Consider the following 23,392-nt stretch of genomic DNA (forward strand, 5'->3'; position numbering starts at 1 on the left):
TGAAGGTTCTTTTTTTTAGGCCTGTGTCATAGTGTTTCGTAAGGGGGGATTCAATGTACTCGTTGCCAATTACTACTTATTCCGACTATTGGCGCAAAACTAAATCATGGAGTGCTTACTTTGGAAGTGTAGCGGTTTTAGTAGCAAGCACCAGATATTCTTCATTGGAGGATCTTGATATCAATAAAACAATCCATCCAACCCTTCAGTTAGTGACTGCAACAAAAAATGCAGGCAGCCAACATTTGCTTCAGCAGGGATTAAGTAAACAGGGGCAGATTAGTCGTGGAATGAGCAGAAATGAAGGTGAAATAAAGCAAAATGGTAATGATGCGGAGACAGTAGGGAAAACGCTTGGAACTAGGATGATAAGCAAAATAGAAATTTTTAATAAAGAGATTCCTTATGACACAAAGTATATAGAGTCCGATGAACTGCCGCCTGGTGCGAGCAAAATACAGGAAAAGGGAGAAAATGGGGTTAGGCGAGAAGTTGTCAAGACCTTTGAGGTTGGTGGACAACCCGTCGGTCAGCAGGTACAATCCTTTTTTGAATTAAAAAGTCCAAAACAGGAAGTTATCATTCGGAACACTAAACCACTTCCTAAGAAAAAAGTGATTATTCAAAAACCACAGACAAGGATTGTTGAGGTTGATTTATCCAAGCTCAACATTGTTAGAACGTTGGACGTCGAGGCTACTGCCTATACCTATACGGGAAATAATACAGCCTCAGGGGTTAAGCCTAGAGAAGGTTTAATCGCAGTCGACCCAAAGGTGATCGCTATGGGAACAAGGGTCTACGTCGAAGGTTATGGATATGCTGTGGCGGCAGACACAGGCGGTGCTATTCGCGGGAACAGAATTGATGTATTTTTTTCTACTCTTCGTCAGTGTATGGATTGGGGTAGAAGACCCGTTAGAATCCATATACTAAATCCCACATAATGGAAAAAAATTTTGACAAACTGACTACACATGCCTTAAAATGAAGTTGCTATCAGATGTTTTGGAGGGATTCAATGTTTCAGCAGGAACGAACGAAGGTATTTGCCTTAGTTCGGACATCTCGTCTTGTTCAAGTAGGGGCTGGGCTTGTTACATTTTTCTTAATGGCAACGATAGTTATCTTATTCAATGTTAAAACTATCAATGCCAATATTGATGGTAAGCAGGTGCGGATTACCACAGTTTTTGGTACTGTCGGGCAAGCACTTGAGCATTCTTCAAAAATTAAGTTTTATCCGGAAGATATCGTAAGTCCTTCCAGAGAAACCAAAGTTACGGATGAGTTAGCAGTTACAGTAACAAGTAGTGTTCCGGTGCATCTCTCAGTTGATGGTAAAGTATATGAGGCAAGAACACCTGCAAAAACTGTGGGGGAAGCACTGCAGGAATTATCAAAACGTTATGGACTTGGAATTAAAGATGTTGATGAAGTAAATGTTGCCCGTGCGGAGGCAGTCACTAATGAAATGGATATCAAGGTTCTTAGGTCAATTCCGATACATGTGAGTGCGGACGGCAAGAAGTATGACACTTATCTCGCGCCGCGCACGGTAGCTGACGCACTTGACAAGTTAAAGATTAGCTTAGGGAGCAAAGATAAGGTTTCATTGGCACTTGACCATATCTTAAAACCGGATGATCAATTGAGCGTGGTGCGTGTTACTAACCGAATAGAAACGGTAGAAACCGAGATGCCTTACCAGACCGTCGCCAAACCTGCAGATTATCCCGTGGGCTTACCTGATAGACTTGTCAGCCGCGGCTCTAATGGCCTTCAAGAGCAGACGGTTAGATTAACCTTTGAAGATGGGAAAGAAGTTGACCGAGAGATATTGGGGCAAAGAGTCGTAAGGGCCCCTATCAATCAAGTAGTATCAAGGGGTACCCAAACCTCAATTTCAAGAGGTGGCAGTACGATCAGTTTTAAAAGAGCTTATGTTATGAGAGCTTCTGCCTACTCTATGCCGGGATCGACAACTGCCACAGGGGTTCCGGTTGGCAAAGGAATTATTGCTGTGGATCCGAGAGTCATTCCGTTAGGAAAGAAAGTATATGTTGAGGGTTATGGCTCTGCCCGAGCTTTAGATACAGGGGGCTCAATCAAAGGCAATCGTATTGATTTATATATGGACAGTAAACAGGAAGCATTGTCCTGGGGAGTGCGGACTGTTACAGTCTATGTACAATAAGACTACCAACAAGGTCTTCGCTTCGGCGGAGGCCTTTTATGTATATCTTTATTTGTCAGCACATACTCTTTAATAGATTCTCGGAACGGAGGAGTGCTGAATGCGATGGCCCAGATTAATGCTTGGTACGAAAGCTGCAATTCTGCTTGTTATTGGAGTTATGTGTGCGTTGGTACTCTCTGTATTCTGGCAGGGTTCTACCGCAGTTGTAAGCCAATTCCAGAATCGCGTTGTGGTAATGCTCGACCCTGGACATGGAGGATATGATCCGGGAGCCATTTCAGCTCAAGGGATTTATGAAAAGGAAATTAATCTTAAAATAGCTCAGAAAGTCAAGGAAATGCTGATCCCCAGCGGTATTGAAGTGTTTATGACACGAGAAGAAGATTTAGATTATGTTCCAAGTGGAGTTAAAGGAAAGACGACAAAGAAGCAAATTGATTTAAACCATCGTATAGAAATGGCTAAAGAGGAAAATGCTGATATTTTTGTAAGTTTACATGTTAATGCAACTAAGTCAGGAAATAATTCTGGTGCTGAAACTTTTTATCACTATAAATCTGAGCCTGGTAAAAGGTTAGCTGAATTAATTCAGCAAGAAATGATTAAAATAACAGGAATGAATCGCAGGATTGCAAAACCAGGAGATTTTTACGTTATCAAAAATACAAGCATGCCTGCGGTTATTGTAGAAGTAGGTTACTTGTCAAGTAGTAAAGAACAGAAAAAGCTTCAACAAAGCTGGTACCAAGAGCAGTTAGCGAGAGCTATTGCTAAAGGGATTGCTAATTATTTTTTACTTCCATAATTAAGTTAAATAGGATATTAACGCTTAGAGCATTAATACATAACCTCTTTTTGAAGCGGGGAAGATAACGTCAGATACCGAATCTAGATGAAGGAGTTGAAGTACAGCATGAAACGGTTTCTGACTTTTTTGTCGACCAGTGCCTTGATATTAGGCCTTACCTTGACTGGATGTACCAATGTTCAATCTCCAGCTGCTCCAAATCCCCCAAGTCAACCTAATCAATCGGCGCAGTTGCCGGAGGCGGAGGCAGGAGCAACCCGGGATTCCGTATTAGGGCCGGAAAAACGAGTTGTTATGGGATTCTATACCGATGCTGAGGGACCTGTACCTAGTTCAAAAGAAACCACCTTGAAAAACGCAAAATTATTAGATGAAGTAGCATTTTTTTGGTATGGTTTTGATACCAGTGGTAAAGTCATTCCGGCAGGAAAAATCGATTTAAAGATTAAAGATCAGGTTCAAAAAAATGGAGCTAAAGCTTATGCTCTGGTCCATAATATGAAGTTAAAGGGATCTGTTGGATTTGATGCCAATCTTGCCCATAGTGTCTTATCAAATCCAACAAAAAGGTCAAATTTTGTAACAAACTTAGTAAACTTAACGACTAAGGATAATTGGGACGGGATTTCCATTGACATCGAGAAAACTCCGCCTGGAGATAGAAACAACTTTTCTGCCTTTGTTGCAGAGCTTAAAAAAGCTTTAAAGGCAAAAGATAAAGTCTTAAATATTTCTATTCCTGCAAAATTTGCCGACTATCCCTCTGACTTATGGTCGGGTGCTTATGATTATGCTGCTATCGGAAAATCCGCTGACCAAATTATCTTAATGACCTATGATGAGCATGGACTTGGTACGACGCAGGGGCCAATAGCTTCCGAGGGTTGGGTTGACCGGGTCATTAAGTTCGCAGTGGGAAAAATACCTAAAGAAAAAATAGTGATGGGTCTACCAGTTTATTCTTTTGACTGGGGTACAGACAATCCCACGATGCCCGATTATCTGTCCTATGCTCAAACCGTTGAAAGGGCTAAAAAACACGGGGTAGAAATTCACACCGATCCCAGTGCTAAAGTACCCCAGTTTACCTATACAGCCAATGGAATAAGACATGAAGTGTACTTTGAGAACATTCCCAGCTTAAGAGCAAAAATGGATAATGCTTTACAATACAAATTACACGGTGTAGCTGTTTGGCGTCTAGGTATGGAAGATCCGCGAATATGGGATCAGCTTTTAAAAACTTATGGAACCAACAAAGAAACCCGAGAAAAAAAATAATTTATTAAAGGCAAGGCTGTAACGGACTTCAAAGTTTGTTACAGCCTTGCCAATTTGAGTATTGGGACATTCTCGGGTAAGATATAAGAGTTGAAAATGGAGGAATCAGGATGATAAAAGAGCTCATTGTTGTGGAAGGAAAAAATGATGCCCATATTATACGTCAAGCTCTTGGGGACGTTGATGTGATTTGGACTGAAGGGTATGGGTTAACAAAAAAAAAGCTAGACTATATTGCAGAAATGGCTAATCGTCAAGGCGTGATCGTATTTACTGACCCCGATACCGTAGGTGAACAAATTCGTAACCGTATTCGTGCCCATGTTCCCCAAACAAAGCATGTTTACATAACCAAAAAAGCTGCGACAAAAAACGGAGATATCGGGGTAGAAAATGCGGAGTTAAACGAAATCCGCCGTGCTTTTGCAGATATTAAGCAAGATCAAATTATCCCTCAAGAAATATTTGTCATACAGGACTTAATGGCAGTAGGTCTCATGGGTTCACCAAAAGCCAGCAAATACCGAATAGCAGTTAGCCGAAAGCTGGGAATCGGAGATTCTAATGCCAAGCAATTTTTACATCGTTTAAATCGATTTGGAATCTCTCGGGAGGAATTCTTTCGAGCGATAGAGGAGGTTCAGTGTGGAGAAGGCAGCTGACTATACTCAACGTCTTTTGAAAATTGGGGCACGAGCATATAAATCCATGGGGCAAAATTTTTTAATTAGCGACGAAGTTATTGAAAGTATCGTCTCTGCAAGTAAACTTCAGCCGGGTGTCCCATTGGTAGAAATCGGGCCCGGGCTGGGTGTTTTAACTCGAATGCTTGCTCTCAATGTACCAAAGATGTGGGCGGTAGAACTTGATAATCATAAGATCAGTTTATTAAAAAGAGAGTTGGAGGGGCTACCTGTTGAGATTGTACATCAAGATGCGTTGAAACTGGATTTAAAAGATCTTTGGGGAGAAAAAAAGGGATATTTAGTAGGTAATCTGCCCTACTATATTACCAGCCCTTTGATAATGCATTTCCTTGAGCAAGAAGACTGTTTAAGTGGGATGACAATTATGGTTCAAAAAGAAGTGGCGGATCGAATTGCCGCTCTCCCCGGATCGAAGGCTTATGGAATTTTATCTATTGCCGTACAGATTTCAGCAATGGTTACAAAGATACGAGATGTGTCCCCTAAGGAATTTTGGCCGGCTCCTAAAGTTACATCGGCAGTGATACGATTAGATCTTCGCCCTTATCCTGAATTTGAGGTCGATAAAAGGGACTTCTTCCGGGTGGTAAAGGCGGCCTTCAGCCAACGACGCAAGACTTTAGGCAATTCACTGGCAGGCGGTTTAGGCTTAAAAAAGGAAGAGGTTATTAAACGCATGGAAGAGTCAGGAATCTCTTATACCCGGCGGGCAGAATCTTTAAGTATTGAAGAATTCCAAGTTTTGACGAAAGCTTTTAAACAACTTTTTCTAGAGAAGTGAGCATAAAAGAGTCTAAATTTCCAAACCATAAGGGAACCTGAACGTATTTATAACTAGTGGAAGGTGAGCTTAGGTTGGGATTTAGAATCAAACCCCGTTTAATAAAGTGGTCAAATATTATAGCAACGGGAGCAACGTCAGTACTTGCAGTCACAGCATTAATTACAGTCTATTTAACCATTACAGCATGGAAGGTTCAACAAGAAACAACTCGTCCCTACTTTGTGTTGAAAGAATCGCCTAAGGTTGAAATTAGTGATGAACTGAGCTTAGAATTAAGGTTTAACAATGTGGGGGTACATCCGGCCGTTGATCTTTCAAGTGAAACCGTTGTTTTCAATGAACAATTATCGGCAAAGCCAATTTATTATGATGAATCATCAATTGTCAATGAAATTCCTAAAGACGGTGCCTCAAGTTTGATTGTCACTATACCTAGTGAGGAGATTTATCCCAAACAAGATAACATTGATCCTCAATACGTTGTTGTGGATCTCCAATATCGTGATCCGATTTTAAAAAAATTTTATAATCAAACCATTTATATGAAATGGAGAGGAGAACGAGATGGGAAAATGCAGCCAATTGTGCATGTTCAAGTAGAAGAAAAAGATAATATTATCAAGTATTTTAATAACTATGGAATTGATCCAAAAGTCAGAAGTCACTAGCTGTAGCTTATCAAAAGTTTAGAGTTAGGAAAACGAAGAAAATGGAATGATGATATGCTGCTCATAGAAGGTCCCTTGTGATTTGAGGGATTGCTCCCAGTATTCAAGGAGATCGAAACGGCGTCCTGGGTGATAGCCTAATAAATTGTGTTTGCCCAGTATGCGGGAAGGAGGTTGATCATGAATGAGAGATAGCCCCATCAAGCAATCGCCTATAATAGTTTCGGCAATAAGACGAGCGTGTTGCCTATGTTTTCTGGGAGAGTGAAGAGCTTCGTGGGGGATGGATGTAGCTACTTTAATTATCAGATTATTTTTTTGGGCCCAATATAAAGTCAGCGGTGGAACGGCAATAGCTTCAACGGGAAGAATTTTCAGGGCTTGTTCAGAAAGCGCATGAGGTCCATGGGTAGGCGTTGCCAGGCCTAGACTTTTAAAGAGATCTAGTTCACGGTTGAGTTTAGCTCTAAATTTAAGAACAAGTTTAGCAAGCTTTTGACGATGTGAAATGTAAGGATAACAATTCGTAAGAGCGACATCAATCCCTGATTCTATGGAAGCAAGGAGCTCAACCAGATTGTCGTAAATATCTCCAGACATATCCCCATCCACAAAGAGTGCTCCTCGTACGCCTAACTGACGAGCATAGAGTGCTCCAATTGCTCTGGGTATGTCAATTCCCAGTGGTTCTGAAAAAAAGAGAATATGAATTCGATTATCTGGAATTGAGCGGGCCAGTTCAAAGGTTTGATCTGTACATCCGTTTAGAACAAGGATAATATGGCTGATTGGAAGGCGCAGAATGGTGGTCAAAGCTGCCAAGATGCTCTTTTCTTCATTCATAGCGGGAACAATGGCTGCGAACATCGTTGGGGACCCCCTTTAACTTAACTTGTTATACTATATGCCGTTTATTTTTCTTCGACATAGTATATAGCAATAAAAAGGAGAAGGAGGTCAGCCTATGTTTCAGGTTGGGGATATTGTTGCACGGATATCCCATCAACAGGATATCTACTTTCATATTGATCGGATAGTAGGCAGTTCAAGAGGCAAAAGGTCAAATTCGGTGATACTCAAAGGTATTAATTTAAGGCTGTTAGCAGATGCACCTATCTCCGACCTAGTCTTAAAGAGTCCTTCAGAAGTAGCTAATTATGAGCGTGAAGATCAGAAGATGATTTATCAGAAACTACACAAAGTTACAAGTCAGCGAAAGATTGATCAAGACGATAAAAAAGAATTTTTTGAAATACCCGGTCGAGTGCTGCAGCTTGATGGGGACCAAGACTATTTACATCAATGCATTAAGACTTATAGCCAAATGGGTATTGATGCTAAGGGTATTTGTAAATCTGAGGTTGAACAGCCCAGAGTCATAAGGAAAATCTTACAAGAGAATCCAACGGATATTCTTGTTCTGACAGGTCATGACGGCCTCATCTCCGGAAAAAAGGATTTTCATGATATGGACAGTTATCGGAGTTCCCGATACTTTGTAGAATCTGTTATGGAAGCCAGACGTTTTCAGCATAATCGGGATGCTTTGGTGATTTTTGCCGGAGCATGTCAATCCAATTATGAAGCCATTCTAGCTGCAGGAGCTAATTTTGCTTCCTCACCGAAACGTATGCTTATTCACGCATTTGATCCCGTTTTTATTGTTGAAAGGATTGCTTTTACGCCAACGGACCAAATTGTTTCCGTGAAGGATATCTTGACCCATACAATCACGGGAACAGATGGAGTTGGGGGAATTGAAACAAGGGGGCAGATGCGGCGAGGTTATCCCAGGAGTCCTTATTAATAATAAAATATGACACAGGGACGGTTCTCTTGTCTTAAGACAAGAAACCGTCCCTGTGTCGTATGTGTCCTATTGATGTTGGAAGGGGATGCATCTCTAAAGATTATAAGATGGTTACGGATATACCTATTTCGACAAGAAGGAATAACTCTTCGACGTGGTGATTGTGCATACGGATACAGCCTTTGGATACTGCTTGCCCAATGCTTGAGGGGTTGTTAGTACCATGAATTCCATAATGAGGGATAGAGAGCCCCATCCAGCGACTGCCAAAGACTCCGCCCGGATACATTGTTTTCGTGGCGATGCTGTAGCTGCCTGGGGGAGTGGGGGTTAAGCTTTTACCAACGGCTATAGGATAATGACGAATTCGCTGGTTCCCTTCGTAAAGCTCAAGCAATCTGCGAGAGGGATGAATGACAATTCTGCGCTGGGGCATAGATCAGAACTCCTTTCATAACGAATTTAGTTCTATCTCATGCTATGTTCATTATTTCTGAATGTTCGTTGCATAATTCGGCCTTGATTAGGCGGAAAATAACTTAGATTGGAGGGATCAGTTTGGCAGATCATGTAGAAGGGAAACTGCTTATTATTGGAGGCGCAGAGGATAAGAAAAATGAATGCAAAATTCTCAAGCGATTCGTTGATGAATCTGGGGGCAGAGAAAGTTGTATAACAGTACTAACCGCTGCCACCGAATATCCCCTTCAGGTAGGCACTGAGTATCATGCTTTGTTTCTTGAACTAGGAGCAAAAGAAGTTCAAGTTCTTGATGTTTCAGACCGTACTCAGGCCAATCGGAAAGGTATTGAAAAGGAGTTGGACAAAGCAACGGGACTTTTTTTTACAGGGGGCGATCAACTTCGCATTACCGGTTTATTAGGGGGTACCATATTAGGGAGAACGCTGCAAACCTTATATGAACGGGGGATTATTATTGCGGGGACAAGTGCTGGAGCTTCTGTAATGTCGGACACAATGATTGTGGGAGGAGAAGCAGGAACGGCCAAAAAGAACACCTTAACTATGGCACCCGGTTTGGGCTTGCTTCGTTCTGTGGTGGTTGATCAGCATTTTGCACAGCGCGGAAGAATTGGCAGACTATTATCGGCTGTTTCTCAAAATCCCTATGTTCTTGGGGTGGGAATCGATGAGGATACGGCTATTTTAGTACAGTCCGATGGAAAGTTTTCGGTTATTGGCAGCAATACAGTAACAGTTATTGATGCATCTGCTTCTACAACGACGAATGTTTCGGAAACTACTCCAGGGCAATCCCTTGTCTTAAGCCCAATTTTAATGCATGTTCTATCTGAAGGGTATGGTTTTGATCTTAAGCAGCGAGTTTCTTTGCTCTAAACAGAAGTAATACTCTGAACAAGGAATACCAAAAGGAAAAAAGGTTTAAACTAGTGGAGGATATTTGAACCAGTGCTGCTTAAGGAGGAACAAATATAAAATGGAGATTATAGATATCCAAGCAATCGAAGGGGCTAATGTTTATAGCCATCGCCCAATTATTCGAGCGATTGTGGATCTCCAAGAATGGAATGACCGATTTACGAATGAACTGGAAGATTTTCGTCTTCAACTTGTAGAGCAATTACCCTCGTTAGTAGAGCACTATTGCTCACGGGGCAAAAGAGGCGGATTTCTGGAACGGTTACAAGAAGGAACCCTTATAGGGCATGTCATTGAACATGTAACTATAGAGCTTTTAACCCAAGCAGGTCAGACAATAAAATACGGAAAAACGATGTCCATTTTGGACCAGCCTGGGCGTTATGAAATTATTTTCAATTACGAAGTTAAAGAAGGGGCTATTGAGGGCTTTAAACAAGGGTTTTTACTTGTAAGTACTCTTCTTAAAGATCAAAGCTTTGATGTATCCCTAGCAGTTGATAGGATCAAGACCATCATGGAACGCTGCAAATTAGGGGTATCCACTCAAGCGATTGTGGATGCCTGTCAAGCTCGGGGAATCCCAGTTTGTCGAATGAATGAGGGGAGCCTGTTGCAATTGGGGTATGGCCGGAACCAACGACGCATCCAAGCAACCATTACAGATTCAACATCTAGTATAGGGGTTGATATTGCTTGTGATAAAGAGATCACTAAAAAGATCTTAAGCGAAGGAGGGGTTCCGGTTCCTTATGGATATATCGTCGGAACGGAAGAAGAGGCTGTTGAGGCCTTTTTGGATATGAACGCCACTGCAGTGATCAAGCCTTTACATGGTAACCAGGGAAAAGGGGTAACACTTCAGCTTACAAATGAAGCAGAAGTTAGAGCGGCGTTTAAGGTAGCTCAAAACTATGGACATTGGGTCATCATTGAAGAATATATTGAGGGACAGCACTATCGTTTGGTTGTTGTCGGAGATCGTCTGATTGCTGCCGCCAAGAGGGTGCCGGCTCATGTTGTTGGAGATGGTATTTCCACCATTGAGGAACTGGTCGCTCAAACCAATAAGGATCCATTACGTGGGGAAGACCATGAAAACGTCTTAACAAAAATTACAATTGATTCTGTTGTTCTACTAAACTTGAGACTTAAAAACCTAACCTTATCCTCTGTTCCTAAACAAGGAGAAATAGTTTATTTGAGAGACAGTGCTAATCTAAGCACTGGGGGAATTGCTGAAGATGTGACGGATCTTGTTCATCCAGATAATGCTGATTTAGCTGTTTATGCAGCGAAGTTAATAGGACTGGATGTTGCAGGGATCGATTTAGTGATTAAGAATATAGAGGCCTCATATCGAGAGGGAAGCGGGCACGTTATTGAAGTTAATGCTGCACCAGGAATTCGCATGCATCATTTTCCCAGCAAAGGAGCTGCCAGGGATGTAGGCAAGGCTATTGTCGAGGAAATAATTCCTGCAGGAAATGGGCGAATACCTATCGTTGCCATAAGCGGCACTAATGGAAAAACCACTACTACCCGTATGATCAGCAAAATACTTTCGGATCAGAAACTCATTGTTGGAATGACGTCAACGGATGGAATATACATCAATAAAAAGTTATTGGTTAAAGGGGATATGACAGGGCCGGAGAGCGCCAAGACTGTCTTAAGGCACCCTCAAGTTCAAGTTGCTGTTTTAGAAACTGCAAGAGGGGGAATTCTTCGCTCAGGTTTGGGTTATGATTATGCGGATGTAGCAGTAGTCACCAATGTTTCCAATGATCATCTTGGGCAGTATGGAATAGAGAGTCTTGAAGACATTGCTCACGTTAAAAGTCTGGTGGCAGAGGTTATCAAGCCCCATAGTTATGTCGTCCTAAATGCTGATGATCCCTATGTTGTTCAAATGGCTAAACGCACCCAAGGGAGAGTTATCTTTTTTAGTACTGAAAAAGACAATATCTATATTCGCAAACATCTGGGCAAAGGCGGAATAGCTGTTTTCGTACGCAGAGGGATGATCTTACTTTGTCAAGGATCCCAAGTCTTCAAAATTTGTTCCGTAAAACAGATTCCGGTTACTTGGGAGGGCAAAGCTAAACACAATATCCAAAATGCTTTGGCAGCAATAGCATCAGGATGGGCATTGGGGATGAGTACGACAGCGATTCGGGATTCACTTCAGGAGTTTTCTTCGGATGTGGAGCATAATCGCGGTAGGCTTAATTTGTATAAAATTAACGGAGTTGATGTGTTTATTGATTATGGACACAACTCTGCCGGGATTCAAGAGATTGTTAACACCTTGAAGTACTTTAAAAAGAAGAATTTAGTTGGTTGTGTAACGGTTCCCGGTGATCGATCAGACGAGACAGTGCGGGAGGTTGGCCGAATAGCTGCCAAGGGCTTTCAGCGTTTGGTGATTCGAGAGGACCGTGACTTACGCGGGCGAAAACCGGGAGAAATAGCCCAAATGATCTATGACGAGGCTATTCTATCTGGTATGGATGCGCAAAAAATTAAGATTATATTACCTGAAACAGAAGCCTTTTCTAAGGGGCTGGACAGCTGTGTTCCCGGTGATACATTTGTCATGTTCTATGAGCATCTGGAACCTATCGAAGAGGAAATTCGCAGGAGAATGGAATTACAAAAAGCCTTGTCCTATATACCAGCAAAGAATGAATGGGTTGTTGGCGGAGAATATTAACATTTTTATGATGCTTTATGTTAGGAGAGGCGAAGAAAATTCTTCGCCTCTTAACTTTAGTCCGAAAAATACCCCGAAAAATTCTTTTTACTCCCAGGACTCACAGGAATTTTTCCATTTGGAAAGCTGGAACTCCACCTTGAAAATATGTATAATAAAAGGAAATGTTCTCTCAATGTTCGGAAGAGGTAATGCAAATGGAACAGTCTTTCCTTACAACGTTCGCAAACGCTAAGATAAATTTGGCTTTAGCCATTCAAGGAATTCAAGAAGATGGTTATCATGAACTTCAAAGTGTTATGCAATCTATTGAGTTGCATGACATTGTTCGAGTTCGACGTCATGGGGAAAAAGTAGTGTGTCGCTGTGGAGCATTAAGCGGACCTGGAAACCTAGCTTATAAAGCAGCTATAGAATTTTTGAGCCAAAGTGGAAAATCTGGAGGACTTGAAATTGAAATTAAAAAGCAGATTCCCATTCAAGCAGGACTAGCTGGAGGAAGTACTGATGCAGCTGCAACCCTGCGGTTATTAAATCAACTCTATGGAAATCCTTTCAATAATGAGGAGTTGCTTAAACTGGCAGCTCAATGTGGCGCAGATGTAGCTTTTTGTCTTCAAGGCGGGACAATGTGGGCTACAGGAAGAGGTGAGCAGCTTGAATTATTACCGGCGGCGCCTAGGGTAGATCTTGTTATAATGAAACCTTATGCTGGCGTAAACACAAGGGAAGCGTATCGGCGGTTTGATTTAGTTGGACATTCAGGGCAGCTAACAAGAAAGGATTGGGAAGAGGCTTTAGCGGGAGGGTCAATTAAACAGATTGCTGGCCTGCTCTATAACGATCTTGAGGCAGCTTCAATCCCGTTGGTGCCGCAAATTGATAAATTCAAGCAAAGCCTGCTAGAGTCAGGATGTTATGGATCCTTAATGTCCGGCAGTGGTTCAAGTGTCTTTGGAATTGCCCAAGGAGAGCAACATGCAAGGCAGGTTGCTGAACAGTTGAGAAAAAAAGGCTTTAGAAATGTTTGGGTAACAAAAACGATAGGTGCAGTAACTAATTGTATGAAAGGGGATAGTTAGATGGGCAAACGATTATTACCGGTAATTCTTGACGGTTATAAACCGTTGAGGGAGATTGTTTTTGAATCTATGAGAGATGCTATTTTGAGTGGTGTTCTTCAACCTGGTGAGCGTTTAATGGAGATTCAGCTGGCAGAAGAAATGGGAGTTAGCAGAACCCCTGTACGTGAAGCCATTCGAAAACTGGAACTGGAAAATTTCGTAGTTATGATTCCTCGAAAAGGAGCTTACGTCGCTGGTGTTTCATCCAAAGATGTTGCTGATGTTTTTGAGATTCGATCCGCACTTGAAGGATTAGCAGCAGGACTGGCAGCTGAACGTATTACTGAAGATGAATTGGAACAAATGGAACGGGTGTTGTTCTGCCGGTCGAACGAGGGAGATATGGATCTGGAAGAAGTTGTAAAGTCTGATACGGATTTTCATGCCTTAGTTTATAGTGCCAGCCGCAATGAACGGTTAATTCAAATTCTGGCCAATTTACGAGAACAAATCCAGCGTTTTAGGGCCACATCACTTGCTGTTCCAGGTCGGAACAAACTTGCGCTTGAGGAACACAGAGCCATTGTTGAAGCATTAAGAAATCATAATAGTGAGGAAGCGCAAGCTTTAGCTATGGCACATATCGTCACAGCTGAGAATGTTATGTTCGATGCTCTTAGTATTAAGAATGAGCCAGACAAGGTGGATTAACAATTGTGGAGAAGATGAAGAGAGCGGAGCGGATGGTCGCGATCACTCAACTGTTGATGCAAAAACCGAATGTCCTTACACCTTTGACATTTTTTGCAGAACAATTTCAAACAGCTAAGTCTACCATTAGTGAAGACTTGATGGCCGTGAAAGGGAGTCTTTTGTTATCCGGGCACGGTCATTTGGAGACAATTTCCGGAGCGGCGGGGGGAGTGCGCTATATTCCGGAAATTTCAAATCAAGAGGCAACCCAAGTTCTAGATAGGCTTGCTGAACGTCTGAACGAAAAAGAGCGGATCCTTGCCGGGGGTTTTCTCTATATGACCGATTTATTATTTGATCCCTCAGTCCTGCGTCCTCTTGGCCTAATTTTTGCGGGAGCATTTCGAGACAAGAAACCGGATGTTGTCGTTACCATTGAAACTAAAGGAATTCCTTTAGCCCTTGTTACGGCAGAGGCTTTAGGGCTGCCTATGGTGGTTATACGAAGCGGTAATAAAGTCACGGAAGGTTCCTCTGTAAGCATCAATTATGTTTCCGGATCATCCCGGCGTATTCAAACAATGTCACTCTCCCGTAGGGCTTTAGAGCCCCAAAAGAGAGTTCTGATCATTGATGATTTCATGAAAGCGGGTGGCACCGCCTTAGGAATCAAAAATCTGATGAAAGAATTTGAAGCAGATGTTGTTGGAATTGGGATTTTAGTTGAAGCTCAATTAAACAATGAGCCTAAACTTGTCGAAGGATATTTGTCCCTTTTACAGCTGAAGGAACTTGATCCTTATTCCGGTAAGGCCTCGGTCGTTCCAATAGCTTGCTTCTTCTAGAAATTTTGATTTTATAAAATTTAATAAAAATTTCATGGAATAAAGGCAGGATTTTTTTACCATACAGAGAATATTATTATGAACAGGCCCGGAAAGTGGAAGGGTGGTGATTCATAATGAATATTACCGATGTGCGGGTTCGGAAGATTAATACTGAAGGAAAGATGAAAGCGGTGGTCTCTGTCACATTTGATAATGCTTTTGTCGTTCACGATGTCAAAGTTGTTGAAGGAATGAATGGAATTTTTGTTGCTATGCCCAGCCGTAAAACTCCTGAAGGGGAATTCCGGGATATAGCTCATCCTATTTCGGCAGATGCACGAGAAGTCATTCAAACTGCAGTACTAAAAGCTTACCAAGAAGCCATTTGAAACGCTTATTTTAGATATTTTAGACATGTTGAAGGGGACCTGGCAGTTAGGTCTCCTTCAACATGTCTAAAAAACTTAAGGAGATTAGAAAAAATTGGATGGTTTTTAGCAAAAGGAAAAAAGGATTCTTGCATATTTTGGCGAATAAACAACTTTTGAGGTGAAAATATGGTAAAAAACTCTTGGTTGCACTAATGCCTTCCGAAAGTTATACTTTTACGGGTATATAAAATAAGTAGAGGTTAAACTAGAGCTGGAGGCGAATTAGATTATGTCTAATTTGGTAGCAGTGATCATGGCAGCAGGAAAAGGAACAAGAATGAAATCCAAGCTGCCAAAAGTCATGCATACGTTATCTGGAAAAACTCTCATAGAACATGTCTTAGATATGGTAGGTCAAGTTGGAGTTTCGCGTCCTCTTGTTATTGTTGGACATGGACGGGAGAGTATAGAAGCCCGTATCCGTAATCGGGCAGAGATTATCATTCAGAAAGAACAGCTGGGTACAGGGCATGCGGTTATGCAAGCATTGCCGTATATAGATGATGACCAAACTATACTTGTTTTAAGCGGGGATCAACCGCTGCTTAAAGCAAAGACATTAAACACTCTTGTCCAACTGCACCAAGCTCAGGAGGCCAGCGCAACTGTATTGACGGCTTATATGGAGGAACCTTTTGGTTATGGCCGAGTTCTCAAAAATGGCGAGAATCTTGTTAAGATTGTTGAGGAAAAGGATGCCTCGAATGAGGAGCGGAAAATTAAGGAAATCAATACAGGGACTTATTGCTTTAAAGGTTCTGCCCTGAAAGAATCTTTAAGCATGATTACGACTAAAAATGCCCAAGGGGAATACTATCTGACGGAAGTGTTTGATGTTTTACTTAGACAAGGACAAAAAATATTGACTTATTGTACGTCTAACTCTTTGGAAGCTTTAGGAATCAATAGTCGTGGTCAGTTAGCAGAAGCTGAGGGAATTGTTCGGAGGAATATTTTAGAGTATTGGATGTCTGAAGGTGTTACTATTGTAGATCCGGGGTCAACATTTATTGATGCAGAGGTAAAATTGGGACAGGACGTGACGATTCTTCCCTTTACAAGATTATTAGGAAACACAGTAATAGAAGAAGATGCTGTTATAGGCCCTCAGACTAGTCTGGAGAATTGCAGTGTTGGACGCAGTTCAGAGGTGATTAACACGGTTGCCCGAGATGCCCAGATCGGAGAAGCGTGTATGATTGGACCTTTTTGCTATTTGCGGCCAGGCACTAAACTTGAAGCAGGAGTAAAAGTAGGGGATTTTGTAGAAATCAAGAATAGTTGGATTGAAACAGGTGCAAAAGTGCCCCATTTGAGCTATATTGGAGATACACATGTTGGAAAGTCGGCAAATATCGGAGCAGGTACAATTACCTGTAACTATGATGGGATTAACAAGCATCCCACGAAAATCGGCGATCATGCCTTTATTGGCAGTAATACAAATTTAGTTGCTCCACTGGAAATTGGGGAGTACGCAGTGACGGGTGCGGGGTCTACTATTACTAAAAATGTTCCTGCCAAAGCCTTGGCAGTTGAACGGAGCCAACAGGTCATTAAGGAACATTGGTATCGAGAAAAGATTAAATAGGGGGCAATAATAGGCATGGCAGCAAAAGAATTTAAAATTTTTTGTGGGAATGCGAATCGTCCATTAGCACAAGAAATTGTGGACTATTTAGGAGTACCGTTAGGTGAAGCCAAAATCAAGCGTTTCCAAGATGGAGAGACCTGTCTGGCCATCGATGAAAGTGTTCGGGGGGCGGATATCTATGTTGTTCAGCCTACCTGTTATCCTACTAACGATAACATTATGGAATTGCTGATTATGATTGATGCTATTCGCAGGGCCTCTGCACGGCGGATTACGGCCGTAATGCCCTATTATGGCTATGCTCGTCAAGAGAGAAAGACCAGGGCGCGGGATCCCATTACGGCAAAGTTAATGGCAAATCTCATAACGACCGCAGGAGCAGACCGTGTGGTTACTATGGATTTACACGCTCCGGCAATACAAGGATTTTTTGATATCCCGCTGGATCATTTGCCTGGGGTGCCTATCCTGGCAGAGTATTTCAGGGAGAAGGGATTAGAAAACATTTGTGTTGTTTCTCCGGATTTAGGTGGAGTAACACGTGCCAGAGACCTAGCCGAACGGATTGGAGCTACTCTGGCCATTATCGACAAACGCCGGCCGGAAGCCAATGTTTCAGAAATTATGCATGTCATCGGCGAACTCAAAGGAAAGACCGTCATTATGATTGATGACATTATTGATACTGCCGGGACGATTACTCAAGGGGCTCAGGCCCTTATTGACAGAGGAGCTAAAGAAGTCTATGCATGCTGTACCCATCCGGTATTGTCCGGCCCGGCAATTGATCGCTTAGCCAATTCTGTGATTCGGGAGGTTGTTGTCACGAATACCATTCCCTTAACTCGTGAGAAAGTAATTCCTCAAATTAAAGTATTGTCTGTTGCACCGCTCTTAGGGGAGGCTATTGTCCGTATTCATGAGGATCTTTCGGTCAGCAAGCTGTTTAGTTAAGAAAGGCCCCCGGGGTATTACCCCTGGGGGTCTTTGGTTGTAGGTATTTCTGAGATGACTTCTTCTTCAGTTGGGATAGTTTCGCTTTCCGGAATGATGATGGGCTCTTTATCCGCAGCTGCGTGGGAGACGGGTTTACCTCGATCCTTTTTAAAATAGCTGCTTAGAGTATGAGTAGTTTCAGAAGCTAGATTCGAAGTTGAGTGAAGGAAATTTTTTAGTGTATCGCTAAGTCCTTTGTCAGAAACAGTTAAAGCATTTTCGCTGCCTTTTTGGATAACAATAACATCATGTCCTATCGTAGTAATGTAATCTGCAGAAATACAAGCTTTACCGTTAAAAATTCCTTCAAATCGACCTCCCGAAATTTCGATTTGTGTTATTTTGCCGGTACTTGGATCTACGTAATATTCTTCGGCTGTCCCAAGGGTCTTGCCTGATTCTGTGACCATTTTTGTGCCAATAATGGTCAGCTTTTCTTTGACTAAATCTAATAGCTCAGGTATGCTTGAACTTTTTTCGACATGAGATTCTTTGTCTATGGTGATTGCGTCATCACCAACACTCACAACCTTTGAATAGGGGATAATGCGCTGGTCTTTAAAAAAGCCCTTAGGGTCCACTACGATGGCTGCAAGGGATTTTTTGCCGGCGTCTAATATTAAACTTTTGACATAACCGAGTTGTTGACCTTCTTGGAGTGAAATAATAGGTAAGGATAAGAATTTTCGGCTGGGTTTCATAGTTCACCCCCTTTGCTGGTGATGATTCGTTTCCCTATTCTTAAAGAATGTATTCATGATATCCGATGATTATGCTTTGGAGGTGACTAGTCATGAAGGTTATTATAGGTCTTGGAAATCCTGGCGCTCAATATGCGGAGACACGCCACAATATCGGTTTTTTACTTGTGGATCTATTGGCAGAGGTTCACAAGCTGCAATTTCGTTCTAAGTTTCAAGGGTTATTAGCAGAAGGGAATATAGAAGGAGAGCGATTGTTTCTCTTAAAGCCACAAACATTTATGAATTTAAGCGGACGTTCAGTTAGTGAACTTAGCCGTTTTTATAAACTCTCTCAAGAGGACTTGTTGGTAGTTCAAGATGATATGGATTTGCCCCTGGGCAAAATCCGTCTGCGGGATCACGGAAGTTCAGGAGGGCATAATGGTATTAAATCCATTCAGTTTGAATTAGGCTCAGAAAGGTTATGGCGGTTGAAGCTTGGAGTAGGTCGTCCGCCTAAAGAGTGGGATCCTGCACGTTATGTGCTCTCGCCCTTTGCAGAAGATGAAACAAAATTATTGGATGATGTATTAGGCCGGGCTGAAAAGGCAGTCTATCTATGGATCAAAGGGGAATATGAACGAGCTATGAATTTATACCATCGTTAAAAAGAGTATAACCTTCCTGGCTAGGGGCAATTCTACTAGCAGGGAGGTTGATTGGGTTGAAAATACTTAAAGTATGTCATACGTGTGATCGAATTATTGGAGAGATTGAATTAGATGACTTGACCAGTCAGAATTCGGACCCTATAATGGATATCGTTGGAAATGTAGCCTATGCACTTTGCACCGATTGTTTACGAGACATGGAAACAGAACCTAATAATACATATCATTAATAAGAAAATCAGATTGATGAACGCCTTTATAACCCTTATTAGAAGTCTTTAGGGGGAGGCAAATGGGGGTCCGTAATTGGGCGTTCATCTTTTTTGCATGGTCGCTTGACCTGAAGTGTGGGTTGTGCTAGGGCAGTGTCTTGGGCGCCAGCTAAGTTTTCTAAATACTACTCAGAAAGTATGACTTTGCAGTACATACTTTCTGAAGCATAAGTGCAACTAAGGCAGTTGCCTGCGCCAGATGGCTTGGCACCCAGCCTAGTTTTCTATATACCCGAAAGGATGAACATTTTGAAAACCATTTATAGTTATATTCAAAGGGGGCTCGACATCCCGGAGATTAATCAATCCTTACGCCGTAAAGAATGGCCCCAGATGATTTATGATTTAACAGGAAGCCAAAAAGCGGCTTTTGTAGCTCAGCTTTTCCGCAAGTCTAAACCTGGACTTATTTTAACCTATTCTGAGGAGCAGGCTCAGAAGTGGGCCAATGATTTGAGAACTTGGTGCTCACATCAAACCATCCTACATCTTCCGGCAACGGAATGGCTTCCTTTTGAAATATTGGGCAGGAGCAGGGAAACTACGGCAGAGAGAATTAGGGTATTGAATAGGCTGGCCCTTGGCCAGAATTGTATTGTAGTCGCATCCATTCTTGCTGTAGAACGACGATTATTTTCTCCACAACGCTGGAAGGATTTTTCACTGACCATTGAAGTAGGGCAAAAGTATAATTTACTGGATGTCCTTTCTCTGCTAGTTACGGGAGGATATGAAAGGATTGAAACGGTTGAGGGTCGAGGTCAATTTGCGTTAAGAGGAGGAATTTTGGATATCGCCTCTTTTGATGGGGAGGCAGTACGTATTGAATTCTTTGATGATGAAGTAGATTCAATCCGTACCTTTGACCTAGAAACACAGAAATCCATCCGTTCACAGAATAAGGTCTTAGTTTCTCCTGCTATGGAGTATATTGTGACCAAAGGGGAAATGGAAGAGCTTCGTTTTGCCATCAGGGCGGAGGCTAGAAAAACCATAGGGCGTCTCCAGCGTGCCGGGAAAAATGACGCTGCCGATCGTTTGGAAAAAAAGGTAACGTTTGTTGTAGAACGATTGGCACAAGGAATTTTAGATGAAAATATCTATCCGTTCTTAAGCTTACTAAATACCCCTCTCGTTCCCTTTTTCACTTACTTAGCTGAAGATCATTTTGTTGTTTTAGATGAACCTATGCGCTTAAAAGAGCAGTTAGAATTTCAAGCTAACGAAAGACTATTAGACTTTACTCAACAGTTGGAACATGGTGAAGGGATTATTCATCCAGAGTCACAATTTATCACCTATGACGAGATAATAAAGCATGGAGAGTGTCATCCCTTAATTGGGCTTTCTTCTCTTTTAAAGCAGGCGCCAGGGCTCTCTCCGAAGAGAATTTTTAATTTAAATGCACGTCCCCTAACAGGGTTCATGGGAAAAACCAGTAAATTAGTGGATGAAATCATTCATCGTAAGAATACCGGGCATGTTGTAGCTTTGTTTGTTGGAGATGATGAGCATGTTGATCGGTTGATTCAAGGCTTAAAGGATCGGGGAGTAACAGCATCTCGAAAGGAACTTGATGAGCCTGTTGAAGAAGGTCAGGTTTATATCTATCCTTTTTCCCTTGATCAAGGATTTGAGCTGCCCCTTGGAAAAGTGGTCGTACTTACAGAAACAGAGATCTATAAACGAGAGAGCAAGGCCATCGGGAAAAAACCCAGTGTACCTTCTCAAAAGAAAGTATTTATTTCCGATCTTAAACAAGGAGATTTTGTTGTTCACGTCCATCATGGCATAGGTCAATTTACGGGTATAGAACGGCTGGAAGTAGGGGGTATTGCCAAGGACTATTTTGGGATACGATATGCAGGTGAAGATCGGCTGTATGTTCCTTTGGATCAACTGCATCTCTTACAGAAATATCTAGGTAGTGCAGGAGAAACCCTCCCCAAGCTTTACAAACTTGGAGGATCTGAGTGGCATAAGGTAAAAAAGAAAACTCGCAGTGCTGTTAAGGAAATGGCCATCGATCTAGTCAAACTGTATGCTAAGCGGGAGACAATTCAGGGATATGCCTTTTCTCCTGACAATGTATGGCAAAATGAATTTGAGGATAAATTTCCTTATGTAGAAACTCCGGACCAGCTTCAAAGTATTCAAGATGTAAAAGCGGATATGATGCGGGCTCGACCCATGGATCGCTTGCTTTGCGGAGATGTTGGGTACGGGAAAACGGAAGTTGTCCTTCGGGCTGCTTTCAAAGCGGTAATGGATAGCAAGCAAGTAGCGGTTCTTGTACCAACTACGATTTTAGCTCAGCAGCATTTTAATACCTTCAAGGAACGGTTCACAGGTTACCCTATTACCATTGAAATGTTGAGCCGTTTTCGGTCCCTAAAGGAGCAAAAGGAAATAATTCAAAGGCTTAAAGAAGGGAAAATTGATGTAATTGTAGGCACCCATCGAATTCTGTCTGAAGCGGTAAAATTTTATGATCTGGGCTTATTAGTGATTGATGAGGAGCAGCGTTTTGGAGTCGCTCATAAAGAAAAGCTTAAAACCTTGAAAGGTAATGTGGATGTTTTAACGTTGTCTGCCACTCCAATCCCAAGAACTCTGCACATGTCCCTTGTCGGGGTTAGGGATATGAGTGTCATTGAGACACCACCTGAGGGGCGCTATCCAGTACAAACCTATGTCACAGAATTTAGGCCTGATGTGGTTAGAGAAGCAATACGTCGTGAAATTCAACGCGGAGGTCAGGTGTTCTATGTTCACAATCGAGTTGAGGATATGGATCAGGTGACTCGTTTTCTGAGTGAATTGGTACCAGAAGCTAAATTTGGGGTTGCTCATGGTCAAATGCGCGAAAGAGAATTGGAACAAGTCATGCTGGACTTTTTGGAACACGAAATGGATGTTTTAGTTTCTACGACAATTATTGAAACGGGACTCGATATGCCCAACGCCAATACCTTAATTATTGACGAAGCTGACCGCTATGGATTGTCACAGCTCTATCAATTACGTGGTCGGGTTGGACGATCCAATCGTAAAGCCTATACCTATCTTTTATATAAGCCTCAAAAAGTTCTCACTGAGATCGCAGAGAAACGACTGGCTGCTATTCGTGAATTCACGGAATTTGGAGCAGGGTTTAAAATTGCTATGAGAGACTTGGAAATTCGAGGCGCCGGCAATCTTATAGGAGCTCAGCAACATGGGCATTTAGCAGCTGTGGGCTTTGAAATGTACAGCCAAATGCTTAAGGAAGCCGTTCAGGAGATTCGGGGAGAAAAGGTAGAAGAGGTCACTGAACCAAGTATAGAACTCCAAATTGATGCGTTTTTGCCCGACACTTATGTTACAGACAGTCAAACGAAGGCTTCCCTTTATCAAAGGCTGGGTAATGTGAAAAATGAGAATCAGCTCAGTGAGATGGTCGATGAATTAGTAGACCGTTTTGGGACTCCCCCTCGCGAAGTTGAACACCTCATTGAAATTATCCGACTTAAGATATTGGCAAGTGCTCTAAAAATAGAGCAAGTTCAACAAGTAAAACAAAATGTGAGCCTCAGGTTCTTGGCGGATATAGATTTCTTGTCGGGAGAGAAGCTAATGTCCGTAGCCTCAGCATCCGCGTTTCCCTTGTCATTTAAGACGATGCCAAATGGTAATCTAGAATGTAATATCCGTATTCGGACTCTTGATCAAGAGGCGGTCATTGAGGCAGTTCGCCGAGTGCTTTCGACATTTTACGACATTGCTTCGACGACAACTCCTTGATAT

General features: G+C 42.1%; 21 protein-coding genes. 18 read left to right on the forward strand and 3 right to left on the reverse strand.

Features of this window, described 5'->3' with window-relative positions:
* The first annotated feature begins 53 nt into the window (after positions 1 to 53).
* From DESOR_RS00195 to DESOR_RS00225, 7 genes are all read left to right on the forward strand, one after another.
* A complete protein-coding gene (locus tag DESOR_RS00195; protein ID WP_014182629.1) occupies positions 54 to 947 on the forward strand; it encodes a G5 and 3D domain-containing protein in 894 nt (297 codons plus the stop codon).
* A 74-nt stretch (positions 948 to 1,021) separates the two neighbouring features.
* On the forward strand, positions 1,022 to 2,197 hold the full coding sequence (locus DESOR_RS00200) for a 3D domain-containing protein (protein WP_014182630.1): 1,176 nt from the start codon (positions 1,022 to 1,024) through the stop codon (positions 2,195 to 2,197).
* 100 nt (positions 2,198 to 2,297) lie between these two features.
* Complete coding sequence (locus tag DESOR_RS00205) at positions 2,298 to 3,005, forward strand: N-acetylmuramoyl-L-alanine amidase family protein (protein ID WP_014182631.1); 708 nt, start codon at positions 2,298 to 2,300, stop codon at positions 3,003 to 3,005.
* A gap of 108 nt (positions 3,006 to 3,113) precedes the next feature.
* Entirely contained in the window at positions 3,114 to 4,289 is a 1,176-nt protein-coding gene (locus tag DESOR_RS00210; RefSeq protein WP_014182632.1) for a glycosyl hydrolase family 18 protein, read from the forward strand.
* 110 nt (positions 4,290 to 4,399) lie between these two features.
* The gene (gene rnmV / locus DESOR_RS00215; RefSeq protein WP_014182633.1) at positions 4,400 to 4,951 is read left to right on the forward strand and encodes a ribonuclease M5; all 552 of its coding nucleotides are present in this window, start codon (positions 4,400 to 4,402) and stop codon (positions 4,949 to 4,951) included.
* Positions 4,935 to 5,777 (forward strand): 16S rRNA (adenine(1518)-N(6)/adenine(1519)-N(6))-dimethyltransferase RsmA, encoded by an 843-nt coding sequence (gene rsmA / locus DESOR_RS00220; RefSeq protein WP_014182634.1) that lies wholly within the window; start codon positions 4,935 to 4,937, stop codon positions 5,775 to 5,777. The genes rnmV and rsmA overlap by 17 nt, the downstream gene beginning before the upstream one ends.
* Before the next feature lie 56 nt (positions 5,778 to 5,833).
* A complete protein-coding gene (locus DESOR_RS00225) occupies positions 5,834 to 6,448 on the forward strand; it encodes a hypothetical protein (protein ID WP_242832419.1) in 615 nt (204 codons plus the stop codon).
* Between the two features lie 24 nt (positions 6,449 to 6,472).
* Here the strand turns inward: DESOR_RS00225 and DESOR_RS00230 are convergent, their stop codons facing one another.
* On the reverse strand, positions 6,473 to 7,315 hold the full coding sequence (locus DESOR_RS00230) for a glycosyltransferase family 2 protein (RefSeq protein ID WP_014182636.1): 843 nt from the start codon (positions 7,313 to 7,315) through the stop codon (positions 6,473 to 6,475).
* A gap of 97 nt (positions 7,316 to 7,412) precedes the next feature.
* On the opposite strand from DESOR_RS00230, the gene yabG reads away from it, so the two are divergent.
* The gene (gene yabG, locus DESOR_RS00235; protein WP_014182637.1) at positions 7,413 to 8,255 is read left to right on the forward strand and encodes a sporulation peptidase YabG; all 843 of its coding nucleotides are present in this window, start codon (positions 7,413 to 7,415) and stop codon (positions 8,253 to 8,255) included.
* 103 nt (positions 8,256 to 8,358) lie between these two features.
* Here the strand turns inward: yabG and DESOR_RS00240 are convergent, their stop codons facing one another.
* On the reverse strand, positions 8,359 to 8,694 hold the full coding sequence (locus DESOR_RS00240) for a L,D-transpeptidase (RefSeq protein WP_014182638.1): 336 nt from the start codon (positions 8,692 to 8,694) through the stop codon (positions 8,359 to 8,361).
* A gap of 122 nt (positions 8,695 to 8,816) precedes the next feature.
* On the opposite strand from DESOR_RS00240, the gene DESOR_RS00245 reads away from it, so the two are divergent.
* The 8 genes from DESOR_RS00245 to DESOR_RS00280 all read left to right on the forward strand — a co-directional run bounded on the left by DESOR_RS00245 (position 8,817) and on the right by DESOR_RS00280 (position 17,938).
* Entirely contained in the window at positions 8,817 to 9,617 is an 801-nt protein-coding gene (locus tag DESOR_RS00245; protein ID WP_014182639.1) for a cyanophycinase, read from the forward strand.
* Between the two features lie 100 nt (positions 9,618 to 9,717).
* Positions 9,718 to 12,375, forward strand: coding sequence for a cyanophycin synthetase (cphA, locus tag DESOR_RS00250; protein ID WP_014182640.1), 2,658 nt, complete (start codon positions 9,718 to 9,720; stop codon positions 12,373 to 12,375).
* Between the two features lie 197 nt (positions 12,376 to 12,572).
* Positions 12,573 to 13,457, forward strand: a complete 885-nt coding sequence (ispE, locus tag DESOR_RS00255; RefSeq protein WP_014182641.1) for a 4-(cytidine 5'-diphospho)-2-C-methyl-D-erythritol kinase — start codon at positions 12,573 to 12,575, stop codon at positions 13,455 to 13,457.
* Entirely contained in the window at positions 13,458 to 14,150 is a 693-nt protein-coding gene (locus tag DESOR_RS00260) for a GntR family transcriptional regulator (protein ID WP_014182642.1), read from the forward strand. It begins immediately after the preceding gene.
* 5 nt (positions 14,151 to 14,155) lie between these two features.
* Positions 14,156 to 14,977 (forward strand): pur operon repressor, encoded by an 822-nt coding sequence (gene purR, locus DESOR_RS00265; protein ID WP_014182643.1) that lies wholly within the window; start codon positions 14,156 to 14,158, stop codon positions 14,975 to 14,977.
* A 116-nt stretch (positions 14,978 to 15,093) separates the two neighbouring features.
* Positions 15,094 to 15,348: a septation regulator SpoVG gene (gene spoVG, locus DESOR_RS00270; protein ID WP_014182644.1), complete on the forward strand. Its 255-nt coding sequence runs from the start codon at positions 15,094 to 15,096 to the stop codon at positions 15,346 to 15,348.
* A gap of 271 nt (positions 15,349 to 15,619) precedes the next feature.
* On the forward strand, positions 15,620 to 16,981 hold the full coding sequence (gene glmU, locus DESOR_RS00275) for a bifunctional UDP-N-acetylglucosamine diphosphorylase/glucosamine-1-phosphate N-acetyltransferase GlmU (RefSeq protein ID WP_014182645.1): 1,362 nt from the start codon (positions 15,620 to 15,622) through the stop codon (positions 16,979 to 16,981).
* 15 nt (positions 16,982 to 16,996) lie between these two features.
* Complete coding sequence (locus DESOR_RS00280) at positions 16,997 to 17,938, forward strand: ribose-phosphate diphosphokinase (RefSeq protein WP_014182646.1); 942 nt, start codon at positions 16,997 to 16,999, stop codon at positions 17,936 to 17,938.
* A gap of 17 nt (positions 17,939 to 17,955) precedes the next feature.
* On the opposite strand, the gene DESOR_RS00285 is transcribed toward DESOR_RS00280, so the two are convergent.
* The gene (locus tag DESOR_RS00285; protein ID WP_014182647.1) at positions 17,956 to 18,681 is read right to left on the reverse strand and encodes a PRC-barrel domain-containing protein; all 726 of its coding nucleotides are present in this window, start codon (positions 18,679 to 18,681) and stop codon (positions 17,956 to 17,958) included.
* A gap of 92 nt (positions 18,682 to 18,773) precedes the next feature.
* On the opposite strand from DESOR_RS00285, the gene pth reads away from it, so the two are divergent.
* Both pth and mfd read left to right on the forward strand, forming a co-directional pair.
* A complete protein-coding gene (gene pth, locus DESOR_RS00290) occupies positions 18,774 to 19,331 on the forward strand; it encodes an aminoacyl-tRNA hydrolase (protein ID WP_014182648.1) in 558 nt (185 codons plus the stop codon).
* A 515-nt stretch (positions 19,332 to 19,846) separates the two neighbouring features.
* Positions 19,847 to 23,389, forward strand: coding sequence for a transcription-repair coupling factor (mfd, locus tag DESOR_RS00295; protein ID WP_042330639.1), 3,543 nt, complete (start codon positions 19,847 to 19,849; stop codon positions 23,387 to 23,389).
* Positions 23,390 to 23,392 lie beyond the last annotated feature (3 nt).

This window comes from Desulfosporosinus orientis DSM 765, assembly GCF_000235605.1.
Taxonomy (GTDB): Bacteria; Bacillota; Desulfitobacteriia; order Desulfitobacteriales; family Desulfitobacteriaceae; genus Desulfosporosinus; species Desulfosporosinus orientis.